General features: G+C 66.2%; 14 protein-coding genes. 5 read left to right on the top strand and 9 right to left on the bottom strand.

Annotated features, from left to right (window positions below):
- Positions 1–3 precede the first annotated feature (3 nt).
- The 7 genes from IG178_RS14915 to IG178_RS14885 all read right to left on the bottom strand — a co-directional run bounded on the left by IG178_RS14915 (position 4) and on the right by IG178_RS14885 (position 8,112).
- Positions 4–3,015: a hypothetical protein gene (locus IG178_RS14915; RefSeq protein WP_193213364.1), complete on the bottom strand. Its 3,012-nt coding sequence runs from the start codon at positions 3,013–3,015 to the stop codon at positions 4–6.
- Between the two features lie 75 nt (positions 3,016–3,090).
- Positions 3,091–3,813 (bottom strand): 16S rRNA (uracil(1498)-N(3))-methyltransferase, encoded by a 723-nt coding sequence (locus IG178_RS14910; RefSeq protein ID WP_193213363.1) that lies wholly within the window; start codon positions 3,811–3,813, stop codon positions 3,091–3,093.
- An 11-nt stretch (positions 3,814–3,824) separates the two neighbouring features.
- On the bottom strand, positions 3,825–4,955 hold the full coding sequence (gene dnaJ, locus IG178_RS14905; protein ID WP_193213362.1) for a molecular chaperone DnaJ: 1,131 nt from the start codon (positions 4,953–4,955) through the stop codon (positions 3,825–3,827).
- 2 nt (positions 4,956–4,957) lie between these two features.
- Positions 4,958–5,515 carry a nucleotide exchange factor GrpE gene (gene grpE, locus IG178_RS14900; RefSeq protein ID WP_193213361.1) on the bottom strand — a complete coding sequence of 186 codons (558 nt, stop codon included), beginning with the start codon at positions 5,513–5,515 and terminating at the stop codon, positions 4,958–4,960.
- A gap of 56 nt (positions 5,516–5,571) precedes the next feature.
- A complete protein-coding gene (locus tag IG178_RS14895; RefSeq protein ID WP_193213360.1) occupies positions 5,572–7,008 on the bottom strand; it encodes a PP2C family protein-serine/threonine phosphatase in 1,437 nt (478 codons plus the stop codon).
- Between the two features lie 16 nt (positions 7,009–7,024).
- Positions 7,025–7,561: an STAS domain-containing protein gene (locus IG178_RS14890; protein ID WP_343225983.1), complete on the bottom strand. Its 537-nt coding sequence runs from the start codon at positions 7,559–7,561 to the stop codon at positions 7,025–7,027.
- Between the two features lie 86 nt (positions 7,562–7,647).
- Positions 7,648–8,112 (bottom strand): hypothetical protein, encoded by a 465-nt coding sequence (locus IG178_RS14885; RefSeq protein WP_193213358.1) that lies wholly within the window; start codon positions 8,110–8,112, stop codon positions 7,648–7,650.
- Between the two features lie 101 nt (positions 8,113–8,213).
- Here IG178_RS14885 and IG178_RS14880 point away from each other — a divergent pair, with 101 nt between their 5' ends.
- The 4 genes from IG178_RS14880 to IG178_RS14865 all read left to right on the top strand — a co-directional run bounded on the left by IG178_RS14880 (position 8,214) and on the right by IG178_RS14865 (position 11,183).
- Entirely contained in the window at positions 8,214–8,714 is a 501-nt protein-coding gene (locus tag IG178_RS14880; RefSeq protein ID WP_193213357.1) for a transcriptional repressor, read from the top strand.
- A gap of 4 nt (positions 8,715–8,718) precedes the next feature.
- Positions 8,719–8,973: a hypothetical protein gene (locus IG178_RS14875; protein ID WP_193213356.1), complete on the top strand. Its 255-nt coding sequence runs from the start codon at positions 8,719–8,721 to the stop codon at positions 8,971–8,973.
- Between the two features lie 56 nt (positions 8,974–9,029).
- Complete coding sequence (argH, locus tag IG178_RS14870) at positions 9,030–10,379, top strand: argininosuccinate lyase (protein ID WP_193213355.1); 1,350 nt, start codon at positions 9,030–9,032, stop codon at positions 10,377–10,379.
- 72 nt (positions 10,380–10,451) lie between these two features.
- Positions 10,452–11,183, top strand: a complete 732-nt coding sequence (locus IG178_RS14865) for a hypothetical protein (protein WP_193213354.1) — start codon at positions 10,452–10,454, stop codon at positions 11,181–11,183.
- Positions 11,184–11,256: 73 nt separating this feature from the next.
- On the opposite strand, the gene IG178_RS14860 is transcribed toward IG178_RS14865, so the two are convergent.
- Both IG178_RS14860 and IG178_RS14855 read right to left on the bottom strand, forming a co-directional pair.
- A complete protein-coding gene (locus tag IG178_RS14860) occupies positions 11,257–17,988 on the bottom strand; it encodes a PIN domain-containing protein (protein ID WP_193213353.1) in 6,732 nt (2,243 codons plus the stop codon).
- A 218-nt stretch (positions 17,989–18,206) separates the two neighbouring features.
- Positions 18,207–21,296, bottom strand: a complete 3,090-nt coding sequence (locus tag IG178_RS14855) for a YfbK domain-containing protein (RefSeq protein WP_193213352.1) — start codon at positions 21,294–21,296, stop codon at positions 18,207–18,209.
- A 4-nt stretch (positions 21,297–21,300) separates the two neighbouring features.
- Here IG178_RS14855 and IG178_RS14850 point away from each other — a divergent pair, with 4 nt between their 5' ends.
- On the top strand, positions 21,301–21,513 hold the full coding sequence (locus IG178_RS14850; RefSeq protein ID WP_193213351.1) for a hypothetical protein: 213 nt from the start codon (positions 21,301–21,303) through the stop codon (positions 21,511–21,513).
- Positions 21,514–21,707: the final 194 nt, after the last annotated feature.

The raw sequence follows: 21,707 nt of genomic DNA, 5'->3' as shown, positions 1-21,707 counted from the left end.
CCTTCAGTTCGCGGTGACCGTCCATCGCATGAACCGCGCCGGCGTTCCCTTCGGTGCGCTGGCGGTGATCCGACCCGCCGCGATGACGATCTCGACCCCGGCACCGGACCAGGAGTCCAGGTCGTCCGACCACTCCGCGCCATGGATCACGTCCGCACGCAGGACCGGCAGCTCGCGGGAGATTTCCATCCGGCCGGGAGGGAATGCCAGGTCATCCGGAACTCCGCGCCCGTCGCGGGGATCCAGCGAAAAGGCGTATTCGATCCCATTCGCAAATCCGTCGCCATCGGCGTCTTCCTCGAAGCCGAGCGGGGATCCGGGGTGGTCGTAGGCTTGCCAGGCCGCGAAGCCCGTCAGCGGCACCGCGGTGGTCGTCACGAAGAGGTCCGGGCCCCACTCGCCGGGGATGGCTCCGCTCACCGCACGCAAGCGCAGCCGATACATCGTTCCCGGCGCCAAGGCCTGTCCGGCGGAGCTGCCGTCGAGACGGGCATATCTGGCCCCGGCGTCCACCGCTGTCACATTCGCCGCGCCGGCTTCAACCGCGGAACTCACGGCAATGTCGTCGATCCAGACACCCGACTTGGTGGTGTTCCAGGTCGTGTTGGAACCCCCCTCCGCCTTGCGGATGGCGAAGCGGAATTTCACCGTCTGATCTGCCCAGGCCGCGAGCGGGATCTCATAAGGCAGGATGTCGCTGTCGGTGCTGAGATTCCCCTTGCCCTCGATGCTCCACAGCGAGGTCCAGTGCGCCCCGTCGTCGGCGGAAATCTCGGCGTGCAGGAGATTCGTTTTGCTCATCTTCCCACGGCGGGCCCAGAAGCTGAGCGTGCTCGCGGCGGACGGGATCACGGCCCGCTCGATCACGAAAGCATCCTCGTTATCCGCGGCGTTGGAAAGCCCGAGCCGGAATGCCAGCAGACCGCTTTTCACATAGCCGGGCAGCGCATCACCCAGCGCATAGGATGCGTCGGAAAGATCGGTGATCGTGACCGATGGCAGGACCTCCGCGCCTTCCTGCCAGGCTGCAGCTTCCATCCTCATCACCTCGAACTCATGGCGATCCGAGCCGGGCTCCGGGATAAACGCATAGTTCGCCCCGCTGACCGGAGGTTCCGCGGTGCCGATCAACTGCAGCACCCCGACCGGCTTCACCACCAACGGAGGACCAAACGGAAAGGCGTGCCCGCCGAACACCGCCCGGGCGCGCAGCCACCACTCCTGGCCGCCTGCGATCTCCTCGCCGGCCGTGCTCGAATCGAAGGTGAATGACTCCAGTCCCGCGTCACGGATCGAGCCTCCGGGTTCAAGCCAATCGCAGCCGCTCGCGGAGATCGCATCGATGTAGATGCCCGTGGCATGCGACGGGTAGTCCTCGTCGGAGTATATCCGCGCGCCGGGAGTTGCCAGGTAGTAGTAGCGGAAGCGCACGCGCAGTGGCGAGTTTCCTGCAGTCAGGGGAAACGACGCCGCCTTAAATGTAGAGTCGCCTCCAGCGCCCGCTCCTTCGATTTCGTCACCATCCAGAGCCACCCATGAACGCCCGTTGTCCACGGAACTCTCGACCACCAGCTTGGATGCCGAAGTCATCGGACCACGCCGGTAAACGAAATCCAGGGAACCTCCCTCCCCTGGAATGATTTCCCGAAGAAGCTCGAACGACTGCTCGGGAACACCTCCAATCAAAGGATCATAGACGGTGGGAAAGGTCAGGCGAAAGGATCTCTCCCCGGAGTGAACATAACCCGGAGTGCTGGCCAGGAACTCGTAGCTGCCTCCGGTGTTTGCGACCACTTGCGGTACCGGGCTGGGTTCCGCGCCCTCGGTCCACGGCGACGAGCGGCGCAGGAACATGCCCGCTTCCATCTCGTCCGCCCCGGAAACCCCGGCGACCTCGTAAACCCCGCCTGCTTCCGTCGGCGAGGAATCGCCACTGACAACCGGCTCCTCGTTCAAGCGCAGGGGGTCGATCAGGCGCACCTGATAGGAATATTCGGAAGGAACCCCGGCGCCCTGGATGTTCGACACCGTCACATTCCAGATCTGGTCTTCCTCCACCGAAGTATCGCTGGCCCCCTCCGGCACCTGCCAAACCAAGCTGTTGTTGCCGTATCCGACCTGGCGCGAAACGATGCTGACCGGCACCACTTCCTGAGCGGCATCGCGGAGGGTGACCGTGGCAGCCGAAAAGTCCCCACCGGGAAAAGACAAGGACCAGAGGGGCGAGTTCAGCCCCGCCGGAAAATACCCCGCCGGAGGATAGGCCGCGAACACCCGTGGTCGGGAGAAATCCAACTCCTCGTTCCTCGGCACCACGTACATCACGTTGGTCGGCGGTTGCGGTGTGCCACCGGCGAAACTACCTGGCGTGTCTCCCGTCGCGAAATCGGTCGATGACTGGCACAGCAACCAGCGGCGGTGACCAACGTTCACGTTCCAACCGGAAACCCCGTCCACGTCTTCCTTGAAATAGACATCCATCGCGCCGGGACCGAAGAACCCTCTGGCCAGGTTTCCGTTGTGGCAGGCATTCCAGGCCGCTATGGTCCAAGCGAATGTCGATTCCGCGGGATTGTGGCTAGGAGCTCCCTTTTGGAACATCAGCGCCGCGCGCTGGGCCGCCTCCGCCTTGGTGGTCGTCGCTTCCGGCTTGTGAGTGTCCCCGGAATCGATCCGGACCACCGCTCCGGAGTTCACGCTCACATCGGCCGCCACCCCGCACATCGCGCGGTAGTAGTTGAGGCGGCGTTCGACATCGGCCACGAACTCCGCGGAGACGGTACCTTCGGCACCCGCCGCCGTGGAATTGTAGACCCCGGTCCAATCGATCCGGTCCTGGTAGCCCTCCGACGCCATGTAGACGGCGTGATAAAAGGAGACCACCTCCCCGCGGTCCGCGGTATTCACCACGAACCCACGCGTCGGCGACGGGGCGGCGATTCCCGGGAGCCAGGCGCTGCAGGTTGCGGGGAGAAGCGACAGCAGCCAGAAGCCTCTGGAGCGAAGGGGGAACACGCGCCCCCGATATTTCATAAAACCTAACAATTAAAGGTTATTTTTTACAAACAACCTCGTCAAATCGACACCCCTTCACGAAAACTCATATCTCGTCGCCGAAATTGCAAAAAACGCCGCGGTCTCGGCCCGCAGCACGATGGAGCCGAGGCTCGCCGGCTGAAATCCCGCCGCGAGGGCCGCTTCGCCCTCCGCACCGGTGAAATCCCCTTCAGGCCCGACCAGGAGCGTGATTTCCTCCACGTTCCCGGCATTCCGCAAGATGTCCCGCAAGGGCCGGGCGCCGGGAAACAGCGACGCGATCACCTTCAACCCGCCCCCGGAATCGCCGATCCAGCGATCGAAATCCTTCACCTCCGCGACTTCCGGCAGCACATCCTGACCGCACTGTTTGCAGGCTTCGAGCGCCACCCTCTGCCACTTCCCCGACTTCCGCGCCGCGTCGTCCCCGTCGATCTGCACGACCGTGTTGCGGGTGATCAAAGGCTGGATCGCGGTGGCCCCGAGCTCGACCGCCTTTTGAACGATCAGGTCCATCGTCTTGCCCTTCGGCACCGCTTGCGCCAGCCGGATCCTCGGCGACGGAGGCGGACGACGGACGATCTCGCCGAGCGCGAGCCGGATCTCCGACCGCGAGACCTCGAGAATCTCCGCCGGCGCGGAGCGACCCCGGCCGTCGAAGACCACGATCCGCTCGCCCTTGCGGACGCGCATCACCTGGGCGGCGTGCTTCGCCTCGTCACCGGTCAGGACGGCATTTCCGTCCCAAGCCTCCGGACCCAGGAAGAAGCGCGCCATGGCCTTGGGAATCAGAGATCGAAGAAGCGCCGGGCCTTCTGGAAGAAGGACTCCTGCATCGGCGAGTTGTGGTCGCCGATCGATTCGGCGAAAGTCCTCAACTTCTCCTCCTGGTCGGAATTGAGACGCGTCGGAACTTCCACCTGCACGCGGACATGCAGGTCGCCCTTGCGCCCGCCCGAAAGCGTCGGAACCCCGCGCTCGCGCAGGCGGAACATCGTGCCGCCCTGGGTTCCCGCCGGGATCTTGATCGACGCGCGGCCGTCAAGGGTCGGCACCTCCAGCTCGCCGCCGAGGGTGGCCACGCTGAACGGCATCGGCACCTCGCAGAAGAGGTTGCTGCCCTCGCGCTCGAAAACGTCGTGTTCCTTGACGTGGAGGAAGACGTAGAGATCGCCCGCCGCGCCGCCGCGGACCCCGGCATCGCCGTTGCCCGTGGACCTCAGCCGGGTGCCGTCCTCGACGCCCGCCGGGATGCGGATCTTGATCCGGCTGGTCTTGTGCATCCGGCCGTCGCCCCCGCAGGAGGAACACGGGTCGCTGACCACCTCCCCGGCGCCGCGGCACTCGGGGCAGGTCGTTTGCTGGATGAAGATCCCGGCCTGGCGGGCCACCACGCCGCGGCCGCCGCAGCTGCTGCACGACTTGGTGCCGCCGCTGCTTTTCGAGCCGGATGAATTGCAGGTCCCGCAGGGACCGAAGTGCTCGATCTCCAGTTCCTTCTCGGAACCGCGGGCAGCCTCCTCGAGGGTGATTTCCAGATCGTAGCGCAGGTCGCTGCCCCGCTGCTTGCCGCTGCGCTGGCGGCGGCCACCGCCGAAAAACTCCTCGAATCCGCCACCGAAGGCGCCGCCGAAGACCTGGGAAAACAGATCCATCGGATCGTGGAACCCGCCACCGCCGCCACCACCGCCGGCGAATGCCTGGTGGCCGTAGCGGTCATAGGCCGCACGCTTGTCGGGATCGCTCAAGGCCTCGTAGGCCTCGCCGAGCTCCTTGAACTTGTCCTCCGCCTCGTGGTCACCCGGGTTTTTGTCCGGGTGAAACTTCACCGCGAGCTTGCGGTAGGACTTCTTGATCTCTTCCTGCGTCGCCTCGCGGGAGACGCCGAGAATCTCGTAATAGTCGCGCTTCGCCGCCATCATTACCCTTCCTCCCCGTCGTTGCCGTCCGCCGCCTTGGCCACCACCACCGTGGCAGGCCGGAGCAGCCGGTCGCGCAGCATGAAGCCGCGGCGATGAACCCGCAGCACGCGCCCTTCGTCGGCCCCGGCGCTCTCTTCCTGGGAGACCGCCTCGTGGACGTTGGGGTCGAACATCTGGCCGTCCGCGGCGATTTCGGTGACGCCTTGCGAACCGAGAAAGTCATTCAACTGGCGGCGGACCATGTCCATGCCGACATAGATCATCGAGCTCTTGTCCTGGGACGCCGCCTGCATGCCCATCTCGAAGTTATCGATCACCGGCAGCAGTTCTTCCAGCAAGCTCTGGTTCGCGTAGCGGATCGCATCCTCGCGCTCGCGGGCGGAGCGCTTGCGGAAATTGTCGAGGTCGGCCGCGGTCCGGACCGCCAGCTCACGCCACTTCATCACGTCGGCCTCGAGATCCGCCAGCGGATCAGCCTCGGTTTCCACGGCATCGGGGCTCACCTGATCCATGGTCTCGACGGCGTCCGCCGGATCCTTTTCGTCCTCGGGATTCATGCGCGGCTTACTGCCACTCCCCGCCGCCCGCGTCAACCCCCGCGGTCCCGGTTGACTTACCTCTTCTCGATCGCGACCAGCGTCACGTCGTCCATCTGCGGCGCCTCGCCGGCAAATCTCGCCAGCTCCCGCTCGACCGCCAGGATCGTCGCCTCGGCCCCGAGCGGGGCCCCGTCGCGGAAGGTATCGCGCAGGCGGTCCATCCCGAATTCCGTGCCGTCGGCATCGATCGCTTCCTTCACCCCGTCGGTGTGGAACAGCAGGCAGTCGCCCGGACTCATGAAGATCTCGTGGACCTTGGTCACCCGCTCGAAGACATCGCCGTCATCGATCCCCAGCGCCAAGCCCGGCGGCTTGACCAGCGAGACCGTGCGCTCCTTCGCACGATAGAGCAGGGCCGCGTCGTGCCCGGCCCGCGCCACCTTGACCACGCCGCCCCCGCCCTCGATGACCGCGTAAAACAAGCTGATGAACATGTCCTCGCGGATGTCCGGGAACAGCTGGCGGTTGACCAACGCCAGCGCCACCGAGGGGTCGTGGTGCTCCTCGGCCATCGAGCGCAACACGCTGCGGCACATCGCCATCAGCAGTCCCGCCGCCACGCCCTTCCCTGAAACGTCGGCGATGACCACGCCGTGACGCCCTTCGCCGAGGTCGAAGTAGTCGTAATAGTCGCCGCTGATGATCCGGGCGGGGACGTTGGTGCCGCTGACCCGGTAGCCCGGGATCACCGGTTCCCCCTGGGGCAACAGCACGCGCTGGACTTCCCGGGCATTGCGCAACTCGCCTTCGATCTGGCGCTTTTCGCTCGCCTCGCGGTGGACCAGCGCGTTGCCGATCGCGAACGCCGACTGCTCGGCGATGGTGCGGAAGACGGCGAAGTCGTTGGCGGTGAAAGGCCCGTCCTCCTTGATGCGCGCCACCGCGAGGATCCCCAGATCCTTCCCGCCGTGACGGAGCGGCGCCACCAGCGCCGAGGCATCCGTACCGAAATGGGTGAAACCGTCGCGGAATGCCTCGTGCCCCTTGACCTCCTGAACGGCCTGGGCCTCACCGGACGACAGGATCGCGCCGAGCATTCCCTCGTCGACCGGCACCTGGGCCAGCCGCAGGTGGCTCTCCAGCGCCCGCGGGTCCCGCTCGGCCTTCTTCTTGACCTCGGTCGGCACCCCGACCAGCGGCGGACATTCCTCGGACAAGTACTTCGGCTGCAGGTTCGCCCCGGCGTCGTCCAACAGGTAAAGCGCCCCGCCGCGGGCGGCGACCACCCGGTTCACCCCGTCGACGATCAAGCGGTAGAGCCCGATCATCGTGGTGTCGCTGCCGATCGCCGACCCCAACTCGTGCAGGAAGGCGAACATCCGCTGCTCCTCGCCCTCGACCGCGAAGAACTCCGCCGACTTCGAACTCAGTTCCCGCCTCAACCGGATGAAGGCGACCCCGAGACCGACGACCACGATGACCAGCAGGGAGTAGGGGACCAGATGTTCCATTCGACTCGCCGACCGCTCAGTCGGCTTTGCGTTCGTTCTCGGCCACCTCTTTCTCGAGAATCCCCACCACCCCGGCAAACTTCCGGGCATTCTCCTCGCTCGCGCCGGCCAAGGTCTTGTGCGCCTCCAGGATGTGCTTCGCGCGCTCCTTGACGTCCGGCTGATGCCCCGGCTGATACGGCTCCAGGCCGGACCGAATCTCGGCCTCGCGCCCCCGCCACACCGCCTCGGGCGGATCGATCTCTAGCAGGCAATCCAGCCCCAGATCCTCGAGCGACGCGCGATTCCGCTCGCCCGCCCCGGCGACCTGCATGCCGTCGGGCGCACCCAGCTTCGACAAGCGGGTCGAAAAACTCGCCAGTTGGCCCATGAAGGTGGAGTCCATCCCGCTGCAGGCCTCGAGGTCCACCACCAGGCAACGCTCGCCCGCCGAGATCCGCGACTCCGCGCATTCCTTCATGATCGGACTGATCACGAATGATCCTTTCCCCTCGCAGCGAATCCAAGTGAACCCGTCGAAGACTCCGACCAAAATAGCGTTTTCCGAACTCACACGGTGAAATCGATGTTCCTCGCGACCGCGTAACCTTAGATTCCACTAACGCCGCCGGTCAACCGCGCATCGCCGCGAAATCGGCACTATTGCCACAAATACGAGTGCCTGCTGGCCACCTCGCGCCCGTCGCGGATCAAGCGGCAACGCCATGCCAGGACCCGGTCCGGCTTGCCGTCCCGCAGGTACTCGCCGCCGGTCACCGAGAATTCCGCACGCCCGGACGACTGGCCGGCCTCGATCCGGTGACTCAGCTTCTTGACCCTGCTGCCCGTGGAACCCTGCTGGTACTCGAACACGATCTCCCCGGGACCACTTCCGGAGTCGTCCCACAGCACGGTGTAATAGTATCCGAGCTTTTGTGCCTGCTCGTTGACCCCGATCGCGCCGTGAAGGCGTCGCCGCTGCTCGCCGACGATCATCGGGTCCTCCCCGTCCTCCGCCGTTATCTCGCGCAAGTGGAAGGGGCGCACGTCCAGCACCTGCGGCGAACTGCAGGAAAGCAAGGACGTCAGAGGCAGGAACAAGGCGCACGCCTTCGAAAGCTTCATCAGCCGCATTCAATCAAGCCGCCGCCCCTTGCCAACCCGTAAAATCCGACATCATCGCTTCGTTCTTCCCCGAGCGCCCTCCGGGCCGTTAGTTTCGCCGCGTGGATCAGGCCATTCTCGACAAACTCGACGCGTTCATCCGCAAAAAAGGCCTGCGGCGCACCCCCCAGCGCGACGCCATCGTGCGTACCGCCTTCGCCAGCGACGAGCACTTCACGTCCGAGGAACTCTTCGAGCGCGCGCGCAAGGCCAACGCCGGAGTCTCCCGCGCCACCGTTTACCGCACCATCTCGCTGCTGGTCGAAGCCGGGCTGCTGCACGAGATCGACCTCGGCGGCGACCTCAAGACCTACGACCCGAACTTCTTCGACAAGCCGAGCCACAACCATTTGGTCTGCATCGACTGCGGCAAGGTCGTCGAGTTCTCCGACTCCCATCTCGAGCTGCTCAACGACTGCCTCAGCCGCCGCATGGGCTTCCGCCCGGTCCGCCAGTCGATCAAGATCGAGGCCTGCTGTGAACAACTCCGCACCAAGGGCGTCTGCCCGAACCTGATCAAGGCCCGGGTCACCGGCAAGCGGCTGCCCGCCCGCAAGCGCTAGCCCCATGGCCACCCCGCCTCCCCTCCCCGCGGTCTCCGGCATCCGCCACGCGATCTTCATCGGCCAGTTCGCCGGCGGGATCCGCCTCGCCGGCCCGAAACTGCTGCTCGAGCAGATCGAGGATGCCCATCGCAAGGCCGAAGCCTGGATGAACAGCCACCCGGGCATCGAGATTGTCTCGATCAGCAACGGCTCGGCCTCCTCCGGCGACAACGCCAGCGCCGTCTTCGTTACCGTCTGGTACCCCGAAAGCCTGTGATCCGGCGCACCCTTTTCCCTTGCTAGCCGGGCCCGCCCGCCGCTAGCTCCGCCGTCATGTGGAAAGGCCGCTTTGCCCAGGAAACCTCGTCCCTCGTCCAACAGTTCGGTGAGTCGATCAGCTACGACTGGCGCCTCTTCCCGCACGACATCGCCGGCTCGATCGCCCACGCCCGGGCGCAGCTGAACGCCGGCCTGCTGACCGCCGACGAATTCTCGGCCATCGAGAAGGGCCTGCTCGAAATCAAAGGCGACATCGAGGCCGGCCGCTTCGAGTTCAAAACCTCGCTCGAGGACATCCACATGAACATCGAGGCCGAGCTCACCAAGCGCATCGGCGCCGCCGGGGCCAAGCTCCACACCGCCCGCTCCCGCAACGACCAGGTCGCCACCGACACCCGCCTCTACTGCCGCACCGAGATCGACGGCCTGATCGCCGACCTCTCCGGCCTTCAGGCCGCCCTCCTCGACCGCGCTGAAAAGTACGCCGGCACCGTGATCCCCGGCTACACCCACCTCCAGCGCGGCCAGCCGGTCACCGTCGGCCACCACCTGCTCGCCTACGTCGAGATGCTGGAGCGCGACAAGGGCCGTCTCGCCGACGCCCGCAAGCGCCTCAACGTCTCCCCGCTCGGCTCCGGTGCCCTCGCCGGATCGACCATCAACCTCGACCGCCGCGCCATCGCCGCGGAACTCGGCTTCGACGGCGTCACCACCAACTCGATGGACGCCATCGCCGACCGCGACTACATCGCCGAGACCCTCTTCGCCACCGGCCTCTGCGGCGTCCACCTGTCGCGCCTCAGCGAGGATCTCATCCTCTGGTGCAGCGCCGAGTTCGGCTTCGTCGTCTTTTCCGACGCCCACACCACCGGCTCCTCGCTGATGCCGCAGAAGAAGAACCCCGACGTCTGCGAGCTCACCCGCGGCAAGACCGGCCGCCTGGTCGGCAACCTGATGAACCTGCTGGTCGCCGTGAAGGGCCTGCCGCTCACCTACAACCGCGACCTGCAGGAGGACAAGCCGCCGCTGTTCGACTCGATCGACACCCTCAAGCTGGTGCTCGCCGTCAACACCGAGATGATCGCCGCCATGGAGGTCCGCGAGGATCGTTGCCTCGCCGCCGCCTCGGACCCGATGCTGCTCGCCACCGACCTCGCCGACTGGCTGGTCAAGCAGGGCGTTCCCTTCCGCCACGCCCACGAGCTCGTCGGCAAGGCCGTCGCCGAATCCGTGAAGACCGGCACCCCGCTCGACCAGCTCGACCTGCCTGCCATCGACCCGGCCTACACCGCCGATGCCGCCAGCGTCTTCGACCTGCAGCGCGCCCTCGCCGCCCGCACCAACCCCGGCGCGCCGTCGGTCGAAAATGTCACCGCGGAGATCGGCCGCTGGAAACGCGGCTGATACGTCCGCTTCCAATCGGACGTCCATTTTGCACTTCTTCCTGTCGACATTCTGAGATAGGGGAATGCCGCAATGAAAAGTCCGTTCCATGTCCTCTCCCTTGGATTGCTTTCCACATGTGCCCTGCTTGCCGGACCCACCTTCGAGGTGAAGAACGAGCAGGGCCGCGCCTTGCACATTGAACTTCTCGAAGTCGCCGACGACGTGGTCACCTTCGCCACCACCGGTGAAAAAGGCGGCAAGGAGCACAGCCTGGCGATCGGCAAGTTCGACGCCGACTCCCAGGCCAAGATCCTCGAGGAGGCAAAGGACCTGAAGCCCCGGCCGCCGAAGCTCGACGTCACCGTGTCCGTCTCGAAGAAGCGCGACAAGAAGGGCTACTACATGGTCGACCAGACCGTCTCGACCAAGGTCTCCATCCGCAATCTCGGGATGCGCGATCTTCCCAAGTCGAAGGGTTACATGACCTACTTCGGCCGCGACCGCAGCAGCCCGGACGAATACAAGGTGATGGCCCGGAAAACCTTCGACTGCCAGATCGCCGCCCGCGGTTTGTTTGAAGTGGCCGTGGCCGGATTCAAGACAAGCTTCGACTCCGACAAGAAGGGTTCCGGCAACATCGGCGGATTCCAATACGATGGTTATCTGTTGGTACTCATGGATGAAGCGGGCAATGTGCTCCACGCCAAGACCTCCGATCCCGCCCTCCGCTCGATGCTCGAAAACGAACCCGCCAAGGCCGAGCGCCTGACCAAGGTCGATCTCAACAAGGTCCTCAACAAGGAGCTCGAACCCTACGAATAGCCGGGCGGATCGCCCCGGCGCACCGCGACTTGAACGGTGCGCTCCGGGACGATTGCAAGGCGAGCGGATCGGTTCAGGCCGCCCGCACCCGGAACAGTTGCGACAACAGCCCCGCCAGCAGGAGGCTGACGATCAGCCCGAAGATCCAGCCCTTCGGCTGCTCGGGCTCGATTTCCAGCACCAAACGCATCGGCTTGTCGCCGTCGACCTGCACGCTGCGCTTGAAATTCAGCACGGTGCCGCGCTCCGCCAGCGTCACGTCCAGTGCGGCAGGGGCGGGATCCGCGGCCAGCTGCTGGCTGACGATCCGGTTCGCGATGGCTTTCATCGCCGCGTTCTCGTCGATGCTGTTGCCTTCGAGCAGCCGGTCGAACTGCTTCGGATCGTAGTTCAGGTTCCCCTGAAGCAGGGGATTTTCCTCCGCCGCTTGTTCCAGCTGGGCATTGCCTCCCGGCAACTCGAAGCGGTTGTCCAGGTAGAGTCTCTGGCGCCGAGTGTTCAGCGCCAGTGTCGCCTGCTGGGTCTTCAGGTTGCGCAGTTGCACCCGCGCGTCTTCGTTCGACGCCTCGTCGAGCAAGCCGTTGCGGGCGGCCTTGCTCAGCGCCTGGCCCGCCTTGTCCTGCTCGCCGGCGCTCAACCACTTGTTCGCCTGGTCGAGCAATGCGACCGCCTCCTGCTTGCCAGCTGCCCGCTTCCGGGAGACGAAGCTGCTGTAGTCCTCGACGGCGGCGCCGGCCTCCTGCTCCTCCAGCTCGAAGTCGCCGCGGTGGTCGGCCAGCTTCCATCCCTCCGGAAGGATCACATGCCACGAGAGGTTCTCCAGCGGAACATCCAGCATCGGCCCGTCGAGGACGGTGTCGCTGGCCGCGCCGGTCGCATAGACGAAACGCACCGAGGCCGGCCGGTCGCCCTCGGGGGCCGGGTGGACATGAAACAACCAGTCCTCGCCCTCGCGCACCAGCGCCACCCCGTCCTCGTTGACGATCACGTTGTAGAGCGAAGCCCCGGCCGGCAGGGTCAGGCGCAGCGTGCCCTTCTCAACCACCCGGACCTTCAGGTCCACCGCCGTCAGCGCCGCGCCGTCCGGTGACACCAGGGTCGTCAGCGTCCCCTCCTCGACCCGCAGTTGCAGGGCGTTGGCCAGGTCGTGGCGCTTCAACTCCACCCCGAGCGGTCCCTCGGCCTCCGCCACCCGGAACACCGCGGCCGGTGCCTGCGCCGAAGGCGACTCGCGGAGAGCCTGCGGAACCACGCCCCAGTCGCTGCGCTGCCAGCCACGCGGCAAGTCGCTCGCACCGATCTCCAGCCGTCCGCCGGTCCGCAGCGTGACGAAATACGAAGCCTGCCGTACTTCCACCGGTTCGAGCGGGGTCACCTGGACCTTCGACTCGGCCGCCTGCTGGAACTCGACGTCGACCGTCGTCGCCCCCGCGATGCCACGTTGGAAGCGGATCTCCCAGAGGCCCTCCTCGCCGGTGACCGGCACGAAGTCGCCGACCGCCGGACCACTGGCCCGCAGCGTGCCCGCGGCTGCCTCGTCGAGTCCAGGGATCCTGACCCTCAGGGTCTTCATCGCCGCGTTCTCGATCCGGTAGGCGAGCCGCACCCGGCTCAGGGTCTGCCCTTCGCGCAAGGTCACCTCGTGCAGGACCTGGGCCGTCACCCACGGGTCCAGCTTCGCGATCGCCAGCGCCAGCGACCAGTCGGACTGCAACAGCTTGAACGCGAGCGCCCCGGGCCGAGGCACCCCCGCCTCGCGGGGATCGAGCTGAGAAACCTTCGCCCGCGACACCGAGCGCACCTGCAAGCCGCGGTCGGGAACCACCGTCAGGGTGCCGGTCTGGCGGGTCGCGCCGCGCAGCAGCACCCGCGGAACCGACCACGATGCCTGGGCACCCGGCGCGGGAGCGGCGAGGGTGATCGCGAACGCTTGCTCGCCCAGGGTCTTGCCGTTGAGGTGCAGGTTCAGCAGCCGCACACCCTCTTCCGTGGACTCCGCCCAGTGCGCCAGCGCGGGACCGGTGACCGATTCGATCTCGAAATCCGCCGGGACCTCGAGCGCCAGCTTGAACAAGCCCGCCCGGGTGATCGACGCGGTCAGGTCCACCGCCAGCACCATCCGGTCGTCGCCGAGGGACAAGGTTTGCTTGGTTTCCGCCCGCAATTCCGCGGCGACCGGTGCCACCTTGAGGCTCAGCGAAGCCTCTCCGTCGCCATGACGGTAGGCCCGGTGCAGCACCGCCAGCGGCCTGCCCTCGCGATCGCGGGGCAGCAGCTTCGCGGTGAAGTCGTCGAGGTTGACCACGCTCATGCCGGCTGCCGTCACCGCCTCCGCCTGGGCCTCGTCGCCGAATGCCAGCCCCAGCAGCCCCACCGATCCCGCCGCGCCCCGGACCACCAGCGGCGACAGCTTCAGATCCACCGGCAAGGTCGCGGTCCCGCGCTGGGTGCCGATCGAAAATGCAAACGGCTGCTCCTGGGCGGGCTCGACCGCGACCTTCAGCTCGCGCGTCTCGGGATTGAAACGCCAGCTTCCGACCGGCCCGTCTCCGACCTCGCCGACGGTGAAGCCCTCCGGGATCGCCACCACCAGTTCCCGCACCACCCCGCGCGACGGCCGGACCGACACGAGATGACGGCCGCCGACCACGCCGGGACCCGGCAGGTAGAGATCCGAGGTCTCGACGTAGAACTGGGTCTCCTCGTCCGAGGCATCGCGTCGCATCGGCCGCGCCTGAAGCTGGATTCGGTCGGCGGGCCCGAGCACCAGCTCGGCACCGCTGCCGCCCTGCACCAGCACCGGGGTGATCTTCGCCGCCCGCGGCGAGACGAACTCCCATCCTTCCTGGTTCCAGGTCACCCGCACCCGCTGGACGGCGGCCGGGCCCGAGGGCAACTCCCAGCCGTTCTGGGGTGCCGGCAGCGGCATTTCGAACGTGGCATGCCCCGACTTCGGCCCCGGCTCCGTCGCCACCAGATAATACGCCTCCTGGTCACCGAAGGGCGCCTTCACCACCTTCCATCCGTCGCCATGGAACGAGCTCAGCACCCCGGGCGCGGTCAACAGCAGCACGCGGTCGTCCACCTCACCCCGAGCCTGGATTTCCAGCTCCCCGTTGAGCCGCCCGTCGGCAATCCGCCAGCTATGGACCATCGACTCCGCCGGCAGGATCTCGCCGCGCGCCATTCCCGCCGCCGCCAGGAAAACCAGCGCGGTGGCCGCCACCGGAGCGGACTTGCGGGAAAGCGCCACGATACCCGGCAAGGCCCGGCCTAACAAAACCACCCCGAGGGCACCGAAGAACACCACCGCGCCCATGCGCTGGGCCAGGATGCCGACCGACAGCAGGGCCACGCCGGCCACCCCGGCATACTTGAGGTAGGGGCCGACACCATCGGGCAACTTCGACGGCCCGCGCTGCAAACGCGTGACGGCTCGGGTCACCAGCAACGCTCCTCCCGCCACCATCAGGAACACGCCGAAACCATTCACCATCGCCTGCCACGGCGCGACGTTGCCGATTTCCAGCACCACCTTCTCCCCCGGCGGCACCACCGGCGTGTTGTATTCCAGCGTCGCGATGTTCACCCGTCGGTTTTCCATCGCCTTGAGCGCCATCACACAGGCACCGCACCCGGCTGCCAGGAAGAGCAGCACGGAAAGCCCCCGCAGCTTGGCAAATCGCCCGACAAATGCGCCCAGCGCCACCCCCAGCAGCAACAGCAGGGTGACCACCCGCCCCCGCGACGAGATCCACTCGAGCCCGGTTTCGGTCATCACCGGGCGCACCGGTTTCGCGGCACCGCGCGGCACCAGACGCCGCCCCTCGTCGCCCCGCACGGTCCATTCGCCGATGACGGTCGGTGCCGCCAGCACCGGCGCCGCCAGCTCGGGCGAGTTCGCCTTGCCGCCTTGCATCCCGTACCGCAGGACCACCTCGACCGGCTCATTGGGATCCGCCTTCGCCGGCAGCGGGACCAGTGTCTGATTGCCATCCTGGCGGGCATTCGCGGACTCACCGCCCACCTTCGTCTCCCACAAGACCGCCCCCTCCGGCAGGTCGAGGCGGAGCACCGACCGCCCGCGCGACTTCACGAAGAAGCGGGCGTCGGTCACCACCTGGCCGTCGCGGGAGATGCGGCTCGCCAGCTTGGCGAAATCCACCACCTGCCCGACCGTCTCGCCGGGCTCATACCAGTCGATCTTCATCCCGATCGAGACGTCGCCGGCGGTGTACTGCCAGGCCGCCAGCGTCGGCGCGCTGCTTAGCAGGCGGTATTCGGTGGGAAGTTCGGAGGCGTCCAGTTTCAGCACCGCGCCCTCGCTACGGGTGACCTCGTAGTTCACCTGCAGCGGGCTGATCACCTGGACGTGGCCGCGCTCCGACTGGACGTCGAGCGGCCGGACCTCCCCCGGCGAAAGCTCGCCGCCGCGGGCGCTCATCGGTTGCTCGAAGGTGACCAGCACCGTCCCCGCCCCCAGCACCGGACGCGCCAGCGGGATGATCAGGACATCACCCTCGCGGCGCCAGTCGCGACCGACGCTCTGACCGGTCACCTCGACGTTGCCGAGCGTCTCCGGCACCCGGATCCGCCACTGGCTGGCAGGCGCTCCCACCACGAAATAGTTCACCAGCACGCTGCCGGTCACTGCGCCTTCCTTGAGCGAATAGAGGTGAAAGACGTCGGCCTGCACGCTCTGCCCGAGAGCCTCGACCTTCATCGTCGCGCTCCATTTCCCGTCGCGGATCCGGAATGCCTGCTGCAGGCCCGGCTGCTTCTTCGGGAAGTAGTCTGGCGGTGTCTCCGCCAAGCCCTCGGTCGCGCCGGGAACGGCCCGGAAGCCCGGCGCCACGACCACGCCGACGAAGCCCCGCGACGACTTCGCTTCCGGATGGCCCAGCACCGGCAGTTCCCAATCCCCGGCCGCGGCCGCGAGATTCTTTTCCAGCTTCAGGCTGATCAGTCGGCGGCCGATCATGGCCTGGTCGAACAAGACCTTGAGCTCGCGCGCGCCATTTGCCGCGTCGCTGGCGAGGCTGTAGTCGGCCACTCCCTGACCCTCCACCGAGGCCACCGCAAAGTCGGCGGGGACCAGCACGCTCCACTCGCGCAACGGGGCCTCGCGGATGTCGAGCTCGAGGTCGGCGAGGATCCGCCGGTCGGTCTCACCCAGTTCATGGATCGTCACCTCGTTGACCGAAACCTCCGGCAGCACCTGGTCCGCGGCGATCTCGTAGGCGTGCTCCGCCGAGGGGAAGCGATAGACGAACACCTGGCGGAAGCTGTCCTCTTTCTTCACCCAGGGGAATTGCGCCGGCGACAGCTGCATCAAGCCCTCGGTGGCTCCCACCTCGATTCGCACCGCCCCGTCGTTGGCGACCCTCAGGTAACCGCTGTGGCGCAAGGTGCCTTGCGGCGAAAAACGCGGCGGGCTGAGCTTCGCGGGAAAGGACCCCAAGGCGGCCTGCGCCTCGATCTCGATCTCGCCGTCGCCTTCGATCGGCCGGCTCAGCCGCACGTCCAGCATCCTCGCGCCGTTGTCTTCCGATACGCTCCAGGCCAGCACCTGCGGTCCCTTGACCGCGAGAATCTCGCCGTCACCGTCGACCCGGATCTTCAGGTCCTCCAGTTTCCCCTGCAGCACCCGGAAGCCGATCTTCGAATAGCGCCGGGCCAGTCCGGCGCCGACCCTCAGCTCCGCGACCTCGCTGCTGGAAAAGAACAGCGCGCCATCGCCCTCCTTGCGGCCGCTCTTCCAGGCAAGGCTCGCCCGGCCGGTCGCGGGAAGGAATCCCGTCCAGCCGTCGCCCCGCCGCTCCGGCACCACCGCTTCGTCGGCCTTGAACGAAACCGAGCCGTCGAGCCCCGCGAGGGTGACCGGCACCACCGCGCCACCATGAAGCCTGAAGTCGACCCGCCGCCAGTCGCCCTGGCGGCCGAGCGGGGCCTCGAACGCGAGAGCGATCGGGAAGTAGCCCTCCCGCTCGCCGACCAGCTCGTGGACGTACTGATCACCGACCTTCTTCAGCCGCGTGAACCAACCGTCGCCGGAGGCCTCGCCGCTGAGCGCCACTCCCTCCAACAGGTCCACCGCCTCGCCTGCCTTCACGACCTGGACCTCGCCCTTGAGGACAAATGAAATGCTGTTCCCGTCTTCGAAGACACGGCCTTCCAGCTCTGCCTTGCCCAGATCCACCGCCCGCGGCGAGGCGCCCTTGAGCTCGACCTTCACGTTGAGGCGCGCCGTGCCGCTGCCATTGAAGCGATCCGATCCTTGCGTCCCTTTCACCGCGGCCAGGCCCTCGGCGGCCAGCACCCGTGCCACCGCATCGCCGATGCCCTCGAGGGTGATGTCGGACGAGAATCCGACGGCATCCCCGGGAGCCGGCAGGAGCAGGTCGAGGGCTTGCTCCGGCTCCTCGATGAGGCCGGTGATGGTGAAGGTGAATTCCTTCGGCACCTCGGCCTTCAGGTCCTCCGGCAGCGCCGGTTTCAGGTCGAGGAAACGGCGGCCATCCGCCTCGCGGCGCACCGTCCAGGTCTTGAGCCCCTCGCCCGTGACGCCGGTGACCTCGCCCTCGCCGGTCAGCCCCAGGCTCATCACCTCCGGCCGTCCCTGGTGCACCCGCAATTTTGCGGTGATGGTTTCATCGACCCGCCCTGTGCCGGCCTGGATGACCGTGCCGGTTTCCGCCGAGAAGAACAGCGGCACCGGCTTCTCCTTGTCGACCGGGACCAGCACGATCTTCTCGTCCTGGGCGGGGCACAGCCCGAGCAGCGCGGCGGCGGCGAAGTAGCGCAACTTTGCAAGTTGCGAACATGCCCGTGACCTCAATCCAGAGACTTCCCCGATCTCCTGCTTCGGGCACACCCCTTTCGCAACTTGCAAAGTTGCGCTACTTCCCGCGGCGCGGGATCGGCTCGAAGCGGGCTCGGTCGTCATGGTTTTAATGGGAAGGTTCACGGGATGTCTAACGCCGCCGTCCGGGCGGAACTCGGTAAAGGGTCGGTAAATTGGCGCTACTTCAGCTTGCCCATCATCGTCGCCAGGTCGGCGACCGGCCGGCTGTTCGGATAGCGGGCTTTCACCTTGGCCAGGCTCTCGCCGAGTTGTTGGAAATCCACCGCGTCCGCCATCGGCGCTCCGCGCAGCTTTTCGGCCGCGAAGGCCGCGAGCCCGGCGAGCTGGATCGACGGCGCCGCCTGGTCGAAAGCCGGAGCCTGCGCCTCGTAGGGGATCGTCCAGGTCCGCTCGACCATTTGACCGCTGGCGACGTCGCGGAAGCGTACGCTGACCTCGCCGACCTCGCCCTCGCCGTCGGGCAGGACCTCGATCTGATAGAGCGCGTTGCCCGCTTCCTCCGCCGCCATCTCGGCGGCATCCACGGCATCATTGCGGAAATCCTCCTTGTTGAGCCGGTGCTCCTCGAAGCCGATCAGCTTGTACTTGCCGACCCGTGCCGGGTTGAAGCGCACCTGCACCTTCACGTTCTCGGCCGCCGGGCGGAACGCGCCGGCCAGCTGCTTGGCGAAGTTGGCGTCGGCGTCGCCGGGTTGGTCGACGACGTAGTAGCGGCCGTTGCCGTTGCGGGTCAGCCGTTCCAGCAGGCGGTCGTTCAAGCCGTCCGCCCCGAAGCCCGCGGCGTCGAAGGCGACACCCTGCTGGCGCAGTTCCTCGATCTTCTTCTGCAGGGTCTCCGGTTCGGCATCGCCGAGGTTCGCGGCCCCGTCGGTGAACAGCACCACGCGGTTCTGTGCCGCCGGATCGAACTGCCGCAGGGCAAGTTCGCCGCCGAGCTTCAGGCCCTCCTCAAGGTTGGTGCCACCTTCCGATGGCGTTTGCGCGACCAGCCGGTTCAACTCCTGCGCCCGGTCGCCGGGCAGCCGGTCGACCAGCAGGTGCGGTTGCCGCGAGAAACCGACGACGCTGACGGTGTCGCCCGCCTGCAGCAGGCCGGAAAGCTGCTGCACCGCCATCGTCAGGCCGGCCTGGCGATCGTCGCGCTCCATCGAGCCCGAGTTATCTAACAAAAGCGTCAGGTTGAGCGGCGTCGACTGCCCGCGCCCCTGCGAGCCGGTGCGCACGCCGATTCGCAGCAGGTTGCGCCGGGGAAAGGCCGGATGGGCCGACTGCTCGACCGCGCAAACCACCGGTTCGCCGTTCGCCGGGGCCGCGTCGCCGTAGTCGAAGGCATTGTAGAATTCCTCCGGCCGGATGCTTTCCGCCGCCGGCACCTCGCCGCGCTCCATTGCCGCCGTGGCCAGCTTGAAGGATGCGTCGCTGACGTGGAGCGAGAAGGTCGAGAAGGGTTCGGTGGCGGTTTCGGTTTCGGCCATCGGCTCAACCACAACCTCCTTTTCTGGTGCCCACTCCTGGCCCTTCGCCTTCCACTTCGACGATAGTTCCTTTTCTCCGAGTCGTTCGGCTTTGATGGACAAGGCCTCGGAGGCATCCTTGAGGGACAACTTCATGAACTCGCGCCGGTCATCGAGTGCTTCGGTCTCGGGTAGCAATTGAATCGCCTCGACATACCTCCGGTAAGCTTCGGGATACTTCCCGTCCGCATACGCCGCGCGGCCTTCATCACGGAGCCGGTCAGACTCCGCGACGGCATTCTGCCGTCTCAAGGATTCCTTCTGCGCCGAACCCGAATCGCCCTGTTGCTCTGTCTCAGGCGAAGCCCCGGTGAAATCGAGCAGTGCCGCAAGTTCGGTCGGTGGTGTGACGCCCTCAGCCGTCATCGGGCTGGACGAGTCCTTCCCTTCGTCCACAAGAGGCGGAACGCTCAGTTCCCAGGCTTTATCCACCTGTGCCAGCAACTCCGCCCGGGTATGGTCGTAAGCGGCACGGTAATAGTCGGCCCTTGCAGTCTCCACCTTCTCCAATCCGCGGCGCGCGGCCTTGTTGTAAGGATCGATCTGAAGGGTCTCCTGATATGCCTTGTGCGCTTCGTCGAACTTGCCGAGATCGTAGTTGCCCTCGGCGAGGTAGAGCTTTCGCCTTACTTCATCCACCTGATTTTCAACCGGATAAACAACGGCAGGGTTGTTGCGGATCTGATCTTCCTTCTCTTGCTGAAGAGGCGGTGCGCCCGAGCCGGATGAACCCGCAGTGGCGTCGAGAATTCTGCCGGTTGGATTGATGGCAAATGCCGTTTCACCCACCGAATCGATGCTGGCCCCCCACGGAAGTGCAACATGATCCGGCACGACCAATCCTGATTCTACAGGCACATCCATGACCTGTGGAACTCGGAGATCGCTTTCATTTTCCGTCGCAGCGGACTCATTGGAGAATCCATCGAGTGTCGATTTCATTCCGAATTGGCTCGCCTCACCTGCTTGACGACCGAACCATGAACGATCCTTCGACCCTTCAAATGCGTCGCTAGCCTGACTCAATTCAGCCACCCCTCTCCCATTCAACATGCGTATCCCGTTCGAGTCGCTCGTAGCCGAATCGGTAGATTCAGAAGTATATCCATAGTCGGCAAACCATCTCGGCCCGCCTGCCATGACGACAGAATCATCCCCAAACCGCGAATCTCCGAGATCCTTTGCCACCTCACCCATTTCCAGGAATTCGCCAGATCGGCTCTCATTCCTGGGTTGGTGGTAGCCCCCCCCGCCTGAATTCACTCGCAACATGGCTGGTCCGGGATCCCTGGGACCTCTTTTAAGGCCCTCGTCTTGGAAAAAGACTCCAGTAAATGATGAGATCCCGTCTTTCGCCTTCAGCTCCGGTCTCCGATCCGGGTTATTCAGGATCGCATCGATATCATTCCTCGTAATCGCGCCGTCCCCGCTGCGGAGACCTCCGGTCACGATTGTCGAGGCATCCACGTCCCCGGCCACCCCGCCCTCTCCGGGCGAGATGAAATCTCCGCTCGTCCGCTTGGCCAGGGATGACAGGCCGTCCGCGGCTTCCGCGGGCGATTCGGCCGGCGGCTGCAAGCCCAAATCCAGCGACATATCCTTCCGCCGGATCGCCGAGCGCGAGCGGATGGCGGGCTCATCGGCCGCAGCCAGCGCGTCCGGTGCCAACTGTTTCGCGGCGGGTGCCGCCGTGACGGGCGGCTGCTGAGCCGCGATTTCCGGTCGTTGCTCCAAGGCGATGCCGCGACCCGCCCTGAGGCGGGATTCCGCCTCCGGTCCGGCAGCCGCGGCAGCCGGCGGGGGCTTCGAGGTCATCGGAGAATCCGTCCAGAGGTTGGAATACGAATTCACGTTCTTCTTCGCCGGCACGGCACCCTTCGACTTTTCGTTCATCGCGAGGCTCTCGTCGGGAGCCTTCCCCGACACTTCCTGCCGGACACCTCCGGAATAGCGCCGGCTTTCAAGGGACCTCCCGAGAGACTCGGATTCGCGGTCCTGCTGAACCTTGAATTCGGATGCGACCGGGGTGGACGCCGGAATCTGATAGGCGACCACCCCGCCTCCACCCATCGGCCCGTCGTACATCACCGCCCAGGTGGCCACGCCGATGACGGTGCAGGCCGCCAGCGCGAGCAAGGCCCGGCG

Origin of the sequence: Neoluteolibacter marinus (assembly GCF_014904755.1) — a bacterium.
GTDB lineage: Bacteria > Verrucomicrobiota > Verrucomicrobiia > Verrucomicrobiales > Akkermansiaceae > Haloferula > Haloferula marina.
Note: the sequence above shows the minus strand (reverse complement) of the source record. Positions and strands in the feature narration are given on the sequence as shown.